Raw genomic sequence first — 14,634 nt, 5'->3', positions numbered from 1 at the left:
GACCCGGCGCATCTTTGCGATTGCGAAGGGCAGGCGGCGAAAATGCGACCGGTCGCCGCCTTCGCCTTCAACTTCGCGTTGGCCGCGCCGAAGACATCGGACCTGTCGCAAAAATGCGCCGCCTTGACATTATTGTGCAGTGCAATATGTAAGGTGCGTCGCAGCAATCGCTGCCGCCGGCCGGCCGATCCCGGTCGCCTCGAAGGGAGAACCGGAATGAGCAATCTCGACGATGCCAGCAATGTCGGCAAGGAATCGCTCGACGGCGCGATGCGTTCGTTTTCCGCGATGACCAAGGGCTTTCAGCAGATCGCGGCCGAGACCACGGAATTCACCAAGCGCTCCTACGAGCAGTCCGCCCGCATGTTCGAGCAGCTGGCGCAGTCGCGCAGCTTCGAGAAGGCGGTCGAGATCCAGAACGACTACGCCAAGAGCGCCTACCAGGACTGGCTGGCCCAGGCGACCAAGATGAGCGAGCTCTACGGCTCGATCGCCAAGGAAGTCTACAAGCCGTTCGAGAGCTCGATGATGAGCGCGGCGAATTTCGGTCAGTCGCTGGCCAAGCAGGCCGCCTGACGATCCCGACATCGCCCGGCGACCGCCGGGCGGGATGCCCGAAAACGAGGGACTCGGTGAGCGATCGCCGGGTCCTTCGTCGTTTCGGACGGTGCGACGATCGGACTCGGGGGCGCGAAGGCGCAAATCGTCATGGACGCTTGCCTTCAAACCGTCCTAGGATCGTTGGGTGAGCAGGACATCGAACGAGAATGGAGCGTCCGTAAGCAGTATGCGGGCTTCCCTTAACATCGCGAAACGGCATCATACATATCGGTCGACGATAGAGGTGGCGGCGGTGAGCATTCAACGACCCAGCACCATGGCCGGGGCGCCGAGGGTGCGATCGCAGGCAGGCAGGAGCAAGGAGCCGGGGACGGATCGCGGGACCTCCGTGATCACGCGAACCAAGCCCCAGACGAAGAAGCCCAGCCTCTACCGCGTCCTGCTTCTGAACGACGACTATACCCCGATGGAGTTCGTCATCCACGTTCTGGAGCGGTTCTTCCAAAAGGACCATGACAGCGCGACGCGCGTGATGTTGCATGTGCACAATCACGGGGTCGGCGAATGCGGAATCTACACCTACGAGGTCGCGGAGACCAAAGTGACGCAGGTCATGGATTTCGCCCGCCAACATCAGCATCCTCTTCAATGCGTCATGGAAAAGAATTGAGGTGAACCTTGCCGACCTTTTCCCAAAGCCTCGAAAAATGCCTGCATCAGGCCCTGACGCTCGCCAATGAACGCCAGCAGGAATTCGCGACGCTCGAGCATCTGCTGCTCGCGCTGATCGAGGACAAGGACGCCGCCGCCGTCATGAAGGGCTGCAGCGTCGATCTCGATACGCTGCGCGGCAATCTCGTCGAATATATCGACACCGAGCTCGCCAATCTCGTCACCGGCCATGACGAGGAATCGAAGCCGACCGCCGGCTTCCACCGCGTCATCCAGCGCGCGGTTATCCATGTGCAGTCGTCCGGCCGCGAGGAGGTGACGGGCGCCAATGTCCTCGTCGCGCTCTTCGCCGAGCGAGAGAGCCATGCCGCCTATTTCCTGCAGGAGCAGGAGATGACGCGCTACGACGCGGTGAACTTCATCGCCCATGGCATCGCCAAGCGGCCCGGCGCTTCGGAGAGCCGCGCCGTGCGCGGCGCCGAGGAGGAGCAGGCCGCCACCGGCACGGAGGACGAAGGCCGCCGCAAGAACGCGCAGGACGCGCTGACGGCCTATTGCGTCAACCTGAACGAGAAGGCGAAGAACGGCCGGATCGACCCGCTGATCGGCCGCACGGACGAGATCAACCGCACGATCCAGGTCCTTTGCCGGCGCTCCAAGAACAACCCGCTCTATGTCGGCGATCCCGGCGTCGGCAAGACCGCCATCGCCGAAGGCCTCGCCAAGCGAATCGTCGAGAACGACGTGCCGGAAGTGCTGGCCGACGCCACCATCTTCTCGCTCGACATGGGCACGCTGCTCGCCGGCACCCGCTATCGCGGCGATTTCGAGGAACGGCTGAAGCAGGTGGTCAAGGAGCTCGAGGACTATCCGGGCGCCATCCTCTTCATCGACGAGATCCATACGGTGATCGGCGCGGGGGCCACCTCGGGCGGCGCCATGGATGCGTCCAATCTCCTGAAGCCGGCTCTGTCCTCCGGCGCGATCCGCTGCATCGGCTCGACGACCTATAAGGAATATCGCCAGTTCTTCGAGAAGGACCGCGCCCTGGTGCGGCGCTTCCAGAAGATCGACGTCAAGGAGCCGACGATCGAGGACGCGATCGCCATCATGAAGGGGCTGAAGCCCTATTTCGAGGAGTTCCACAAGGTCCGCTTCTCGACCGGCGCGATCCGCTCGGCGGTCGAGCTCTCGGCCCGCTACATCAACGACCGCAAGCTGCCGGACAAGGCGATCGACGTGATCGACGAGACCGGCGCCTCGCAGATGCTCCTGCCGGAAGAGCAGCGGAAGAAGCGCATCGGCATCAAGGAGATCGAGGCGACGATCGCCACGATGGCCCGCATCCCGCCGAAGACTGTGTCGAAGGACGACGAGGAAGTGCTCGCCAATCTCGACGAGCAGCTGAAGCGCGTCGTCTACGGCCAGGACGCGGCGATCGAGGCGCTCGCCTCGGCCATCAAGCTCGCCCGCGCCGGGTTGCGCGAGCCGGAGAAGCCGATCGGCTCCTATCTGTTCTCCGGCCCGACCGGCGTCGGCAAGACGGAAGTGGCCAAGCAGCTCGCCTCCTCGCTCGGCGTCGAGCTGCTGCGCTTCGACATGTCGGAATATATGGAGCGCCATACGGTCTCGCGGCTGATCGGCGCGCCTCCCGGCTATGTCGGCTTCGACCAGGGCGGCCTCCTGACGGACGGCGTCGACCAGCATCCGCATTGCGTGCTGCTCCTGGACGAGATCGAGAAGGCGCATCCGGATCTCTTCAACATCCTCCTGCAGGTGATGGATCACGGCAAGCTGACCGATCACAACGGCAAGAAGATCGACTTCCGGAACGTCATTCTGATCATGACGACCAATGCCGGCGCGGCGGAAGGCGCGCGGGCCGCGATCGGCTTCGGCTCCTCAAAGCGGACGGGCGACGACGTGGAGGCGATCAACCGCCTGTTCACGCCGGAATTCCGCAACCGTCTCGATGCCGTCATCGCCTTCGGCGGACTGCCGACGCCGGTGATCCATCAGGTGGTGCAGAAGTTCGTCATGCAGCTCGAGGCGCAGCTTTCCGAGCGCAACGTCACCTTCGATCTCTCGGAAGAGGCGATCGCCTGGCTGGCGAACAAGGGCTATGACGAGCAGATGGGCGCCCGGCCGCTCGGCCGCGTGATCCAGGAGCACATCAAGAAGCCGCTGGCCGACGAGCTGCTCTTCGGCAAGCTGAGGCGCGGCGGCACGGTGAAGGTGACGATCGCCGAGGATGCCGCCGGGGTTAAGACGCTGGCGCTGGAGGCGATCGCCGACGAGGTCGCGCTGAAGGCCCGCAAGGGCAAGTCGGCCGACGAGCCCGACTATGACGAGGACGAGGATTTCGGCGACGAGGGGGACGGCGACGTGGCGGTGAAGACCGCCAAGCGCCCCTCGACGGCGCAAAAGCCGCCGCGCCGAACCTGACCTTGACCATCGAGCGGGGCGCGAAAGCGCCCCGTTCCTTTTTGCGGCATAGGGGAGAAATGTCCCCGCTACGGCCTGTCGAGAGATTTGCGGAAATAGACGACCGTTTCCGTCTCGGCGAAGCCGAGCGCCGCATGAAAGCGACGCGACGGCGCATTCCCGATATCGGCGTCCGATGCGAATTCGCGGCAACCCTGTGCGACCGCCCAGGCTGCCGCCGCCTCGCAGAGCTGTTTCGCCACGCCCTGGCGGCGGGCGGTCTCCAGCACGAAGATGCCTTCCAGAAAGCCGACGGGCGAGGTCTCGCAGCCATTCACATAGTCGTGGCGCAGGCTCGCTTCGGCGAATCCGACGAGTGTTTCCGGCGCGTCGAAGGCGAGGAACGCCATGGCCCTGTCCGGTCGGGCGAGCATGGCGGCGATATTCGCATCGTGATCGGCACCGGCATCGAGCCAGAGCTGCCCGCGCAGCCGCGACCACGCGTGCCGGTCGGCGGCCGTGGCCGCGCGAACCGAGATCGTCATGCGTTCAGGCCAGAGCCTGGCGGATGCGGTCCGCCTGTTCCTTCAAGAGCGCCGGGTCCGCCATGCCGCCGGCATGGCGGACGAGTTCCACGCCTTCGTAGCGGGGAATGACGTGGAAATGGAGATGGAAGACGGTCTGGCCGGCCGGCGCCTCGTTATACTGGCAGATGGTGACGCCATCGGCGGCGAAGGCCTCTTTCGTTGCGCGGGCGAGGCGGGCGACGAGCGGCATGACCTTTTCCAAGGTCGCGTCCTTGGCATCGAGGAGATTGCGCGAGGGCGCCTTCGGGATCACGAGGCAATGGCCCTTCGACTGCGGCATCACGTCCATGATGACGAGGGCGTCCTCGGTGTCCAAAAGCTTCTCGCTCGGGATCTCGCCGCGCAGGATCTTGCCGAAGATGTTGGACGGATCGTAGTCGCTCATGGCGCGCCTCGCGGGTGATGGTGCGAAAGAGCTAGCCGCCGCCATCCTCCTCGTCCAGCCTCGGCCCCTTGCGGAACGGGGTATGGGTGTCGAGAACCTCCTGGATCTCGGCGACGCGCCGGCGCTCGTGGTCGAGATGCTCCTCGATCGCGCGCCGAAGCCCGGCATGGGCGATCCAATGGGCCGAATGGGTGATGACGGGCTCGTAGCCGCGCGCCAGCTTGTGCTCGCCCTGCGCGCCGGCTTCCACGACGGCGAGCCCATGCTCGATCGCATAGTCGATGGCCTGATGATAGCAGACCTCGAAATGCAGAAACGGGTGATCCTCCGTGCAGCCCCAATAGCGCCCGTAGATCGTGTCGCCGCCGACGAGGTTCAGGGCGCCGGCGACATAGCGCCCCGCGCGCCGCGCCATGACGAGCACGATGCGGTCGCTCATCCGCTCGCCGATCAGCGAGAAGAAGCGGCGGTTCAGATAGGGCCGACCCCATTTGCGGGAGCCCGTGTCCATATAGAAGGCGAAGAAGGCGTCCCAGGCCGCCTCGGTCAGGTCGCGGCCCGTGAGCCGGACGATCTCGATGCCGTTCGCGACAGCCTCGCGCCGTTCCTTGCGCAGACCCTTGCGCTTGCGCGAGGCGAGCGTTTCGAGAAAGTCGTCGTAGTTGCGATAGCCGCGATTGCGGAAATGGAACTGCTGATCGGTGCGGTGCAGGAAATCCGCCTCTTCCAGGGCCGCGAGGTCGTCCGACTGGAGAAAGGTGGCATGGGCGGACGAGACGCCGGTCTGCGCGACATAGCCCTTCACTCCGGCGATCAGGGCATCGCGCAGGACAGGGCTCGCGGCATTGTCATCGACGAGGAGGCGAGGGCCGCTGGCCGGCGTGAAAGGCACGGAGAGCTGGAGCTTCGGATAGTAGCGGCCGCCGGCGCGCTCGAAGGCGTCGGCCCAGCCGTGGTCGAAGACATATTCGCCTTGGCTGTGGCTCTTCAAATAGGCGGGGGCCGCCGCCAGCATCTCGCCGCTGGCGCTTTCGAGCACGAGATGCTGCGGCAGCCAGCCGGATTTCGGCCCGACGGCATGGCTTTCCTCGAGCGAACGCAGGAAGGCGTGGAGCAGAAAGGGATTGCCGCGCGGCACGCCGTTCGACTGCGCCGGCCCGCTGCCGGCGAGCCGATCCCAGCGCTCCGCCGGTATGGAGCGGAGATCGTCCACGACGCGGATCTGGAACGTCTCCTCGGATGCGAAGGCGTCATCCGCGGCGCAGGACGAAGGGTCGGATGTCATGCGCCTGAAGTTAGGCCTCCCATGCTGCAGCGCAAGCACTAGGACTGCGGCAGAAAGCCTTCGAAGGTCATCTGGTCGGCATGGGCGCGGGTCGCCGCCACGCCCGCCGCGTCACGCACCGTCCAGGTGATGAGCGGCGCCCGACGTTCCTCCCGCACATAGGCGGTGAAGGCGTTCGGCAGATGCTCGACATTGTAGGACACGAAGGCGCAGCCGCGATCGAAGACCGCGCGATGCGCCGCCAGTTCGCTCTCCGCGATACCTTCCGCCGTCAGCCCGACCGGCCGGCGCCCATAGGCCAGCGCCTGATCGATCAGCCAGCCATCGAAAGACATCAGGGCGAGTTCGCCGCGATAGGCGTCGAGAAGAGGAGCGAGACGCGCCATGAAGCCTCGATCCGCGTCGGCGGAGGCGCCCTTCAACTCCATGACGATCGGCACCGCGCCGTCGATCGTCTTCAGGAAATCCGCGACGGTCGGGATCGTCTCGCCCGTGCCGAGCAGCGGCAGAACCGAAAGCGCGTCGGCATCCCGCTCGGCGAGGCGTCCGGGCTCGCCAGTCAGGCGATCGAGCGTGTCGTCGTGGAAGACCATCGGCACGCCGTCGCGGGAGAGATGCACGTCGCATTCGATCGCGAAGCCCTGCGCCATGGCGGCCCTTGCGGCGCCGAGCGAGTTTTCGGGCCATCGCGCGTCATGGAAGCCGCGATGCGCGATCGGGCGCGCGGTGAGCCAGCCGAGTTCGGTCATGGACGGTCAGGCGATCTCGAACAGCGCCTCGATCTCGACGGCGGCATCGAGCGGCAGGCTCGGCACGCCGACGGCGGAGCGGGCATGCTTGCCGAGATCGCCGAGGATTTCGACCAGGAAGTCCGAGGCGCCGTTCGCCACCTTATGCTGCTCGGTGAAGGTCGAGGCGCTGGCGACGAAGACGGTGAGCTTCAGGAGGCGGCGAATGCGGCCGAGATCGCCGCCGAGCGCGGCTTTCGCCTGGGCGAGGATGTTGATGGCGCAGAAGCGCGCGGCGCGCTGCCCGTCCTCCAGCGCGACATCCGCGCCGAGCTTGCCCGACACCGCGATTCGCCCGGCATCGAGCGGCAGCTGGCCGGAGGTCTGGAGCATGGAGCCGAACAGTACGTAGGAGACGTAGTTGGCGGCCGGCGCGGCAGCATCCGGCAGCGAGACGCCGGCGGCCCGCAGACGCTCTTCGATCGCTTCGGTCATCGTCTGTCCTTTGTTTGCGGTTCGATGGGGCTCTAGCCGATTCCGCTCGATGGTCTAAGCTCGCGGCCACGCAATTGGAAGGACATGCCGATGACGATCCGCCTTCTGGTCATGGCCGCCGCGATGCTCGCGCCCGCCGCCGCAGGCGCCGCCATGCCCTTCGCGGCCCACCAGGCGATCTACGATCTGAAACTCTCCGCCCAGGACTCCGACATCGCCGACGCCAATGGCCGGATCGCGATGAAGCTCGATTCGAATGCCTGCGGCGTCTGGAATCTCGACTATCGCTTCGTCGCGCGCTTTCGGCAGGAGCAGGAAGTGACGCTGACCGACCTCCAGACGAAGTCGACCGAAAACGTGCCGGGTCAGGTCTTCACCTTCTCGACCAAGACCTTCGTCGACGGCTCGCCGGAAAAGGAGATCCGCGGCGAGGCGCGCCACGACGCGGGCGCGACCCGCGTCGCGATGGAGGCGCCGGAGAAGAAGGAGATCGTGCTGCCGCTGTCGCTCTTTCCCGTCGCCCATACGCAGGAGCTGATCCGGCGGGCGGCGAATGGCGAGCGCATCGTCGAGACCAAGCTCTTCGACGGCGACGACGATGCCGAGAAGCTTCTGAGCAGCACCGCGATCATCGCGCCGATCCAGGCCAAGCCGACGACGGCCGCCGCCGCGCCGACGGCGGACGGCGCGGGGTCCGAGATCCGCGCCAAGCTTCAGAACATGGCGGCCTGGCGCGTTTCCGAGAGCTATTACAACAGCGACAGCGATCCGGACGGCATGCCGGTGTTCCAGACCACCTATGTGCTCTACGAAAACGGCGTGTCCGACGACCTGACGCTCGATTTCGGCACCTATTCGCTGAGCGGCTCGCTGAAGAAGCTCGATCTTCTCGACACGCCGCGCTGCCAGTAGCGCCGGGCGAGGGGGCGCGTCTCCCTTGCCCCGGCGGCCGCGATCGTGTATGCGCCCCCTCATTCCACACACGGAGTTCGGTCCTTAACGCTCGGGTTTTCGGGCGCAGCGGGTCCACCGGTGGCGGCGAAGCCGTCTCTTCTCCGTGGAGGCCAACCGGAAAGGCAATCAAGAATGGCACTGCCCGATTATTCCATGCGCCAGCTGCTCGAGGCCGGCGTCCACTTCGGTCACCAGACCCATCGCTGGAACCCGAAGATGTCGCCCTTCATCTTCGGCACCCGCAACAACATCCACATCCTCGACCTCGCGCAGACCGTGCCGATGCTGCACAGCGCGCTGCAGGCGGTGTCGAACACCGTGTCGCGCGGCGGCCGTCTTCTCTTCGTCGGCACCAAGCGCCAGGCGTCGGAGATCGTGGCGGACGCGGCCCAGCGCTCGGCCCAGTATTACGTCAATTCCCGCTGGCTCGGGGGCATGCTGACGAACTGGAAGACGATCTCCAACTCGATCCAGCGCCTGCGCAAGCTCGACGAGATGCTGGCCGGCGAGGCCCAGGGCTTCACCAAGAAGGAGCGCCTGACGCTCCAGCGCGAGCGCGACAAGCTCGACCGCGCCCTCGGCGGCATCCGCGACATGGGCGGCACGCCGGACATGATCTTCGTGATCGACACCAACAAGGAAGCGATCGCGATCGAGGAAGCCAAGCGCCTCAAGATCCCGGTCGTCGCCGTGGTCGATTCCAACAGCAATCCCGACCTGATCGACTTCCCGATCCCGGGCAATGACGACGCGGCGCGCGCCATCGCGCTCTATTGCGACCTGATCGCCAAGGCGGCGGTCGACGGCATCGGCCGTCAGGCCGGCGCCATGGGCGTCGACACGGGCGCGGCCGTCGAGGCTCCGGTCGAGGATCTCGACATGCCCGAGCAGTCCTCGGCCACCGGCGCCGCCGGCGACGAGACCTCGGACGGCGTCCAGACGGCTGCCTGATCCCATCGCCGGCAGTTCTTCTGCCGGCGGCCATTCCGCGGCGGCGCTCGTCCGAGACATGCCGCCGTCATTATTCCAGCGCATTCTTCGCGCCCGGCGGGCCGAAGAGTGCGCCATTTGCTTTGACCTTATGAGGCCGACCGAATGACCGTTACCGCCGCGATGGTAAAGGAACTGCGCGAGAAGTCCGGCGCAGGCATGATGGACTGCAAGACGGCGCTCGCCGAGACCAATGGCGACATGGAGGCCGCGATCGACTGGCTGCGCGCCAAGGGCATCGCCAAGGCCGACAAGAAGTCGGGCCGCACGGCGGCCGAGGGTCTCGTCGGCGCGGCGGCGGCCGACTCGAAGGCCATCCTGGTCGAGGTGAATTCGGAAACCGACTTCGTCGCGCGCAACGACGCCTTCCAGGCGATGGTCCGCCAGATCGCCGAGACGGGCCTCGGCACCGACGGCTCGGTCGATGCGGTCGGCGCCGCCACCTATGCCGGCTCGTCCAAGACCGTGTCCGAGACGATCGCCGAGGCGGTCGGCACGATCGGCGAAAACATGACGCTGCGCCGCTCGGCCATGCTGTCGGTCGGGCAGGGCGTCGTCGCCACCTATATCCACAACCAGGTCGTCGAGGGTCTCGGCAAGATGGGCGTTCTCGTCGCCATCGAGTCGACCGGCGACGCTGCGGCGCTTGCCGCCTTCGGCCGTCAAGTCGCGATGCATGTCGCGGCGACCAATCCGCTGGCGCTGAAGGCGGAGGATGTCGATCCGACCGTCGCCGAGCGCGAGAAGGCGATCTTCATCGAGCAGTCGCGTGCCTCCGGCAAGCCGGACGCGATCATCGAGAAGATGGTCGAGGGCCGCATGCGCAAGTTCTTCGAGGAATCCGTTCTGCTCAGCCAGGCCTTCGTGATCAATCCCGACCTGACGGTCGAGAAGGCGCTGAAGGAAGCCGAGAAGGATTTCGGCGCTCCGGCCAAGATTACGGGCTTCGCCCGCTTCGCTCTCGGTGAAGGCATCGAGCGCGAGAAGAGCGATTTCGCCGCCGAAGTCGCCGCCGCCGCCGGCAAGAAGTAAAGCATTCAGCATTTATCGCGCGATAGGGGCGTTCGCTTCCCAAGCGGACGCCCCTGTTGTATCGCAGGTCGGCATCCGGCGGGGAATTCGATGACGAACCCAATTCGCTTCCAGCGCGTGCTTCTCAAGGTCTCGGGCGAGGCCCTGATGGGCAGCCAGGGCTTTGGCATCGACGTCGCGGTGGCCGACCGCATCGCCGGCGACATCGCCGAGGCGCGCAAGCTCGGCGTCGAGGTGTCCGTCGTCATCGGCGGCGGCAATATCTTCCGCGGCGTCGCGGTGGCCTCGAAGGGCGGCGACCGGGTGACTGGCGATCACATGGGCATGCTGGCCACCGTCATCAACGCGCTGGCGCTGCGCACCTCGCTCACCAAGCTCGGCGTCGACACGGTCGTGCTCTCGGCCATCCCGATGCCGGAAATCTGCGAAAGCTTCTCCCAGCGCGCCGCGCTGTCGCATGCCGGGGCCGGGCGGGTCGTCATCTTCGCCGGCGGCACGGGCAACCCGTTCTTCACCACCGATTCGGCCGCCGCGCTGCGCGCGGCGGAGATGGGCGCCGAAGCACTCTTCAAGGGCACGCAGGTCGACGGGATCTATAGCGAGGACCCGAAGAAGAATCCGCATGCCGAGCGCTACGATCAGCTGACCCATGACGAGGTCCTGCAGCGCGGTCTCGCCGTCATGGATGTCGCGGCCGTGGCGCTGACGCGCGAGAACCGTATCCCGATCGTCGTCTTCTCCATTCATCAGGCCGGCGGTTTCGCCGATATCCTGCGGGGCGAAGGGCGTGCCACCTTCGTGTCCGACTGACCGATATTCCTATGGGGTGGTGCCGCTCGCTCGCGCCGCCCGTCGACGCATAACGAAAGGCAGGGAAGGACGATGGCCAATTTCGATTTCAACGAACTGAAGCGGCGCATGGAAGGTGCCGTGGCTTCGCTGAAGCACGACCTCGCCGGCCTGCGCACCGGGCGCGCCTCCGCCAATCTGCTCGATCCGATTAATGTCGACGCCTATGGGGCGCAGACGCCGCTGAACCAGGTGGCGAACGTCTCGGTGCCGGAGCCCCGGATGCTGGCCGTCTCCGTCTGGGACAAGACGCTGGTCGGCAAGGTCGAGCGCGCGATTCGTGACAGCAATCTCGGCCTGAACCCGATCACCGACGGCACGACGCTGCGCATCCCGCTGCCGGAACTCAACGAGCAGCGCCGCAAGGAACTCGTGAAGGTTGCGGGGACTTATGCCGAGAATGCCAAGGTTGCGGCCCGCCACGTCCGGCGCGATGGCATGGATGTGCTGAAAAAGATGGAGAAGGACGGCGATATCGGGCAGGATGAAAGCCGTCAGTTGTCCGAGCGCGTGCAGAAGATGACCGACGAGACCATCGCCGACATCGATCGCACCCTTGCCGACAAAGAGGCGGAAATCCTGCAAGTGTAGGATCGTCGGATACCGCTTCCCCGCAACGGGAAGCACTCGCCCGTTCGCCTCGGAGTCGTCCGGCTCCGAGAGATGCCAGCCGGAGAAGAGATCACGGTGCGCTATCCGCAGCATGTCGCCATCATCATGGATGGCAACGGTCGATGGGCTCAGGCTCGCGGTCTTCCACGCACGGTCGGTCATCGTCGCGGTCTCGATGCGGTGCATCAGGCGGTGCGGGCCGCCGGCGAGCTTCGGATCCCCTATCTGACGCTCTTCGCCTTCTCTTCCGAGAACTGGCGCCGGCCGCCCCAGGAAGTGGGCGAGCTGATGGGTCTCCTGAAGCTCTTCATCCGCCGCGATCTCGCCGATCTCCATCGGGAGGGCGTCCGCGTGAAGGTGATCGGCGCGCGCGACAATCTCGCCTCCGACATCCGCTGCCTGCTGGAAGAGGCGGAGAATCTCACCCGCGACAACCGGGCGACGACCCTCATCATCGCCTTCAATTACGGCTCGCGCGAGGAGATCGCTCGCGCGTCGCGTCGCGTCGCGGAGAAGGTGGCGCGGGGCGAGGCCCGGCCCGAAGACGTGACGCCGGAATTTCTCGCCGACCACATGGACACGGCCGGCATCCCGGATCCCGATCTCATCATCCGCACGAGCGGCGAACTTCGCCTGTCCAACTTCCTGCTGTGGCAGTCGGCCTATTCGGAATTCGTCTTCCTGCCCTGTTTCTGGCCGGATTTCGATCGCAAGGCCTTCGAGGACGCTCTCCACCAATATGGGGCGCGCGACCGGCGCTATGGCGGCCTGTCCCGCGAGATCGCGTCCTAAGCGATGGGGCTGGGCATCGGGCGCATCCTCAATGCGCCGACTTGGGAGGACCTGAAGTCCCGGCTCGTGTCGGCGGTGATTCTCGGCCTGGTATCCCTGGCGCTCCTGATGATCGGCGGCTGGGCCTTCCGCCTGTTCTGCTGTCTCAGCGGCGTGATCGTCTTCCGCGAATGGGCGCGGATGACGCGAGTAAGCGAGCAGGGCCTCCTGTTCAGCCTCGCGCGCTGGGCCTTCTATGCCAGCCTCGTCGCCTTCCTCTCCCGCTTCAACTTCCTGTCCATCGTCATCCTGGTCGCCAGCGGCTGCGCCGTCGCTCTGGTGGATATCCGCCGGCGGCGTTCGAACTGGCTCGTCGGCGGCCTCGCCTATTCGGCCCTCGCGTCGCTGGCGCCGGGCATGTTGCGCAGCGACGACCTTTCCGGGCTGCTGGCGATGGGGCTCGTCGTCTGCGTCGTCTGGCCGACGGACATCTTCGCCTATTTCTCGGGACGCACCTTCGGCGGCCCGAAGATCCTTCCGGCGATCTCGCCGAAAAAGACCGTGTCCGGCGCGGTGGGCGGTCTCGTCGCCGGTGTCCTGTTCGGCAGCGCCTTCCACATCTGGGCGACCGGCGGCCTCAATGCGACCATCGTGCTCTTCACCGCCGCGCTTTCGGTTCTCGGTCAAGCCGGCGATTTCTTCGAATCCTGGGTGAAGCGGCGTTTCGGCGTCAAGGATTCGGGTAGCCTCATCCCCGGCCATGGCGGTCTGATGGATCGCGTCGACGGCCTCATCGTCTCGATCGGCTTCGCCTGGCTAGTCGGCATCCTTCTCGTCGGCTTCGACCATCCGGCGCGTGCCATCTTCACGCCTTAGATGCCATGCGCATTGATGCGCCCTTGTGTTTGGGCGCGGCGCGCGCTTCCCATATAGGGCGATGCGGTAGGTCCACGGGCCGGCCGCTATCCAACGGTTGAGAAAGCGAGCGGAATGGACTTCGTCACCGGCTTCGATGTCCTTTGGAACACGGTCCTGATCAAGGTCGTGCCCTTTCTGTTCGTCCTGACGGTGATCGTGTTCTTCCACGAACTCGGCCATTACATCGTCGGCCGACTCTGCGGCATCCGGGTTCTCGCCTTCTCGATCGGCTTCGGTCCGGAACTCTTCGGCCGGACCGATCGCTCGGGCACCCGTTGGCGCGTCGCGGCGATCCCGCTCGGCGGCTATGTGAAGTTCTTCGGCGACGAGAATGCCGCGAGCGTGCCCGATGCCGAGGGCCTGCGCCGGATGAGCCCGGCCGAGCGGGACGGGGCTTTCCCGGCCAAGAGCGTCGGGCGCCGCGCCGCGACGGTGCTCGCCGGGCCGGTGGCCAATTTCATCCTGGCGATCGTCATCTTCGCGGCGGTCGCCTTCGTGTCCGGCCGCACCGTCGGCGATCCGGTGATCTCGCAGGTCCGCCCCGGCTCGCCGGCCGAGGCGGCGGGCATCCTGCCGGGCGATCGCGTCGTCGCGCTGGACGGACACAAGATCCGCTATTTCAGCGACATTCTCGAACATGTCGCGACGCATCCGACCTCGGCGATCGATGTCTCCGTCCGGCGGGGCGAGGAGATTCGCGACTTCTCGATCACGCCGCGCATCGAAGTGCAGACCGACCCGTTCGGCAACAAGATGGAGGGGCCGCTGCTCGGCCTCGTCGCCGATAAGGCGAGCGCCGATTTTCGCGTCGAGAAGCTCGGCGCGCTCGAATCGCTGCGCTACGGCGCCGAGCAGACCTGGTTCTTCACGAAGGCGACGGTCGGCTTCATCGGCGGCATCTTCTCCAGCGGGCACGGCGCGGAACAGATCGGCGGCCCGGTCCGAATCGCGCAGGTGTCCAGCCAGATGGCGACGATCGGCTTCGGCGCGATCATGCTGCTGGCGGCCCAGCTCTCGATCTCGATCGGCCTTCTCAATCTCCTGCCGATCCCCATGCTCGATGGCGGCCATCTGATGTTCTATCTGGCGGAAGCCGTGCGCGGCCGGCCTTTGAGCGAGCGCGTGCAGGAGGCCGGCTTCAAGATCGGGCTGATCCTCGTCATGTCCTTGATGGTCTTTGCCTTCTGGAACGACATCTCGTGAAGCGCAAAAGGCTGGGGCAAGCCGTTCATGGCAGATTAACCATGTTTTGGCTGTCAGTGGCCCCCCTGCAACGCTTTTCCGATTCCTCAATAGATTGCGTCCACTTTGCTTGAATGCATGCCCAAAGCCGGTAAAAGGCAGAGGGTGCGGGGCGCTCACGGTGCCTCC

At 65.7% G+C, this 14,634-nt stretch carries 16 protein-coding genes; 11 read left to right on the top strand and 5 right to left on the bottom strand.

Going from position 1 to position 14,634, the window contains the following annotated elements; translation table 11 throughout:
- Positions 1–216: 216 nt before the first annotated feature.
- The 3 genes from IEY14_RS02715 to clpA all read left to right on the top strand — a co-directional run bounded on the left by IEY14_RS02715 (position 217) and on the right by clpA (position 3,678).
- Positions 217–576 (top strand): phasin family protein, encoded by a 360-nt coding sequence (locus IEY14_RS02715; protein WP_188906669.1) that lies wholly within the window; start codon positions 217–219, stop codon positions 574–576.
- Between the two features lie 301 nt (positions 577–877).
- Positions 878–1,231, top strand: a complete 354-nt coding sequence (gene clpS, locus IEY14_RS02710; RefSeq protein WP_188906668.1) for an ATP-dependent Clp protease adapter ClpS — start codon at positions 878–880, stop codon at positions 1,229–1,231.
- A gap of 8 nt (positions 1,232–1,239) precedes the next feature.
- Positions 1,240–3,678 (top strand): ATP-dependent Clp protease ATP-binding subunit ClpA, encoded by a 2,439-nt coding sequence (gene clpA / locus IEY14_RS02705; protein ID WP_188906667.1) that lies wholly within the window; start codon positions 1,240–1,242, stop codon positions 3,676–3,678.
- Positions 3,679–3,746: 68 nt separating this feature from the next.
- Here the strand turns inward: clpA and aac(6') are convergent, their stop codons facing one another.
- From aac(6') to IEY14_RS02680, 5 genes are read right to left on the bottom strand one after another with little or no spacing between them, the layout of a single operon-like run.
- Positions 3,747–4,202, bottom strand: a complete 456-nt coding sequence (aac(6'), locus tag IEY14_RS02700; RefSeq protein WP_188906666.1) for an aminoglycoside 6'-N-acetyltransferase — start codon at positions 4,200–4,202, stop codon at positions 3,747–3,749.
- Positions 4,203–4,206: 4 nt separating this feature from the next.
- Positions 4,207–4,629 (bottom strand): HIT family protein, encoded by a 423-nt coding sequence (locus tag IEY14_RS02695; protein WP_188906665.1) that lies wholly within the window; start codon positions 4,627–4,629, stop codon positions 4,207–4,209.
- Positions 4,630–4,660: 31 nt separating this feature from the next.
- The gene (locus IEY14_RS02690) at positions 4,661–5,914 is read right to left on the bottom strand and encodes a GNAT family N-acetyltransferase (RefSeq protein WP_188906664.1); all 1,254 of its coding nucleotides are present in this window, start codon (positions 5,912–5,914) and stop codon (positions 4,661–4,663) included.
- 38 nt (positions 5,915–5,952) lie between these two features.
- The gene (locus IEY14_RS02685) at positions 5,953–6,663 is read right to left on the bottom strand and encodes a glycerophosphodiester phosphodiesterase family protein (protein ID WP_188906663.1); all 711 of its coding nucleotides are present in this window, start codon (positions 6,661–6,663) and stop codon (positions 5,953–5,955) included.
- A gap of 6 nt (positions 6,664–6,669) precedes the next feature.
- On the bottom strand, positions 6,670–7,137 hold the full coding sequence (locus IEY14_RS02680) for a RidA family protein (RefSeq protein WP_188906662.1): 468 nt from the start codon (positions 7,135–7,137) through the stop codon (positions 6,670–6,672).
- A 90-nt stretch (positions 7,138–7,227) separates the two neighbouring features.
- Between IEY14_RS02680 and IEY14_RS02675 the strand changes: the two genes are divergently transcribed.
- From IEY14_RS02675 to rseP, 8 genes are all read left to right on the top strand, one after another.
- The gene (locus IEY14_RS02675; protein WP_188906661.1) at positions 7,228–8,049 is read left to right on the top strand and encodes an EipB family protein; all 822 of its coding nucleotides are present in this window, start codon (positions 7,228–7,230) and stop codon (positions 8,047–8,049) included.
- A 174-nt stretch (positions 8,050–8,223) separates the two neighbouring features.
- Positions 8,224–9,042 carry a 30S ribosomal protein S2 gene (gene rpsB, locus IEY14_RS02670; RefSeq protein ID WP_188906660.1) on the top strand — a complete coding sequence of 273 codons (819 nt, stop codon included), beginning with the start codon at positions 8,224–8,226 and terminating at the stop codon, positions 9,040–9,042.
- A 144-nt stretch (positions 9,043–9,186) separates the two neighbouring features.
- On the top strand, positions 9,187–10,113 hold the full coding sequence (gene tsf / locus IEY14_RS02665; RefSeq protein ID WP_188906659.1) for a translation elongation factor Ts: 927 nt from the start codon (positions 9,187–9,189) through the stop codon (positions 10,111–10,113).
- A gap of 90 nt (positions 10,114–10,203) precedes the next feature.
- A complete protein-coding gene (gene pyrH, locus IEY14_RS02660) occupies positions 10,204–10,923 on the top strand; it encodes a UMP kinase (protein ID WP_188906658.1) in 720 nt (239 codons plus the stop codon).
- Between the two features lie 72 nt (positions 10,924–10,995).
- Positions 10,996–11,553 carry a ribosome recycling factor gene (gene frr / locus IEY14_RS02655; RefSeq protein ID WP_188906657.1) on the top strand — a complete coding sequence of 186 codons (558 nt, stop codon included), beginning with the start codon at positions 10,996–10,998 and terminating at the stop codon, positions 11,551–11,553.
- A gap of 72 nt (positions 11,554–11,625) precedes the next feature.
- Complete coding sequence (locus IEY14_RS02650) at positions 11,626–12,366, top strand: isoprenyl transferase (RefSeq protein ID WP_188906656.1); 741 nt, start codon at positions 11,626–11,628, stop codon at positions 12,364–12,366.
- Positions 12,367–12,369: 3 nt separating this feature from the next.
- A complete protein-coding gene (locus IEY14_RS02645; protein ID WP_188906655.1) occupies positions 12,370–13,221 on the top strand; it encodes a phosphatidate cytidylyltransferase in 852 nt (283 codons plus the stop codon).
- 114 nt (positions 13,222–13,335) lie between these two features.
- The gene (gene rseP, locus IEY14_RS02640) at positions 13,336–14,466 is read left to right on the top strand and encodes an RIP metalloprotease RseP (protein ID WP_188906654.1); all 1,131 of its coding nucleotides are present in this window, start codon (positions 13,336–13,338) and stop codon (positions 14,464–14,466) included.
- Positions 14,467–14,634 lie beyond the last annotated feature (168 nt).

Origin of the sequence: Aureimonas endophytica, from assembly GCF_014642635.1 — a bacterium.
GTDB lineage: Bacteria > Pseudomonadota > Alphaproteobacteria > Rhizobiales > Rhizobiaceae > Plantimonas > Plantimonas endophytica.
This window is presented reverse-complemented; position numbering and strand designations above follow the sequence as displayed.

What these genes read in the sequence shown, in the direction of transcription:
- IEY14_RS02715 (WP_188906669.1), top strand. Translation starts at nt 217, where the DNA reads ATGAGCAATCTCGACGATGCCAGCAATGTCGGCAAGGAATCGCTCGAC.
- clpS (WP_188906668.1), top strand. Translation starts at nt 878, where the DNA reads ATGGCCGGGGCGCCGAGGGTGCGATCGCAGGCAGGCAGGAGCAAGGAG.
- IEY14_RS02695 (WP_188906665.1), bottom strand. Translation starts at nt 4,629, where the DNA reads ATGAGCGACTACGATCCGTCCAACATCTTCGGCAAGATCCTGCGCGGC.
- IEY14_RS02690 (WP_188906664.1), bottom strand. Translation starts at nt 5,914, where the DNA reads ATGACATCCGACCCTTCGTCCTGCGCCGCGGATGACGCCTTCGCATCC.
- IEY14_RS02685 (WP_188906663.1), bottom strand. Translation starts at nt 6,663, where the DNA reads ATGACCGAACTCGGCTGGCTCACCGCGCGCCCGATCGCGCATCGCGGC.
- IEY14_RS02680 (WP_188906662.1), bottom strand. Translation starts at nt 7,137, where the DNA reads ATGACCGAAGCGATCGAAGAGCGTCTGCGGGCCGCCGGCGTCTCGCTG.
- IEY14_RS02675 (WP_188906661.1), top strand. Translation starts at nt 7,228, where the DNA reads ATGACGATCCGCCTTCTGGTCATGGCCGCCGCGATGCTCGCGCCCGCC.
- rpsB (WP_188906660.1), top strand. Translation starts at nt 8,224, where the DNA reads ATGGCACTGCCCGATTATTCCATGCGCCAGCTGCTCGAGGCCGGCGTC.
- tsf (WP_188906659.1), top strand. Translation starts at nt 9,187, where the DNA reads ATGACCGTTACCGCCGCGATGGTAAAGGAACTGCGCGAGAAGTCCGGC.
- pyrH (WP_188906658.1), top strand. Translation starts at nt 10,204, where the DNA reads ATGACGAACCCAATTCGCTTCCAGCGCGTGCTTCTCAAGGTCTCGGGC.
- frr (WP_188906657.1), top strand. Translation starts at nt 10,996, where the DNA reads ATGGCCAATTTCGATTTCAACGAACTGAAGCGGCGCATGGAAGGTGCC.
- IEY14_RS02650 (WP_188906656.1), top strand. Translation starts at nt 11,626, where the DNA reads ATGCCAGCCGGAGAAGAGATCACGGTGCGCTATCCGCAGCATGTCGCC.
- IEY14_RS02645 (WP_188906655.1), top strand. Translation starts at nt 12,370, where the DNA reads ATGGGGCTGGGCATCGGGCGCATCCTCAATGCGCCGACTTGGGAGGAC.
- rseP (WP_188906654.1), top strand. Translation starts at nt 13,336, where the DNA reads ATGGACTTCGTCACCGGCTTCGATGTCCTTTGGAACACGGTCCTGATC.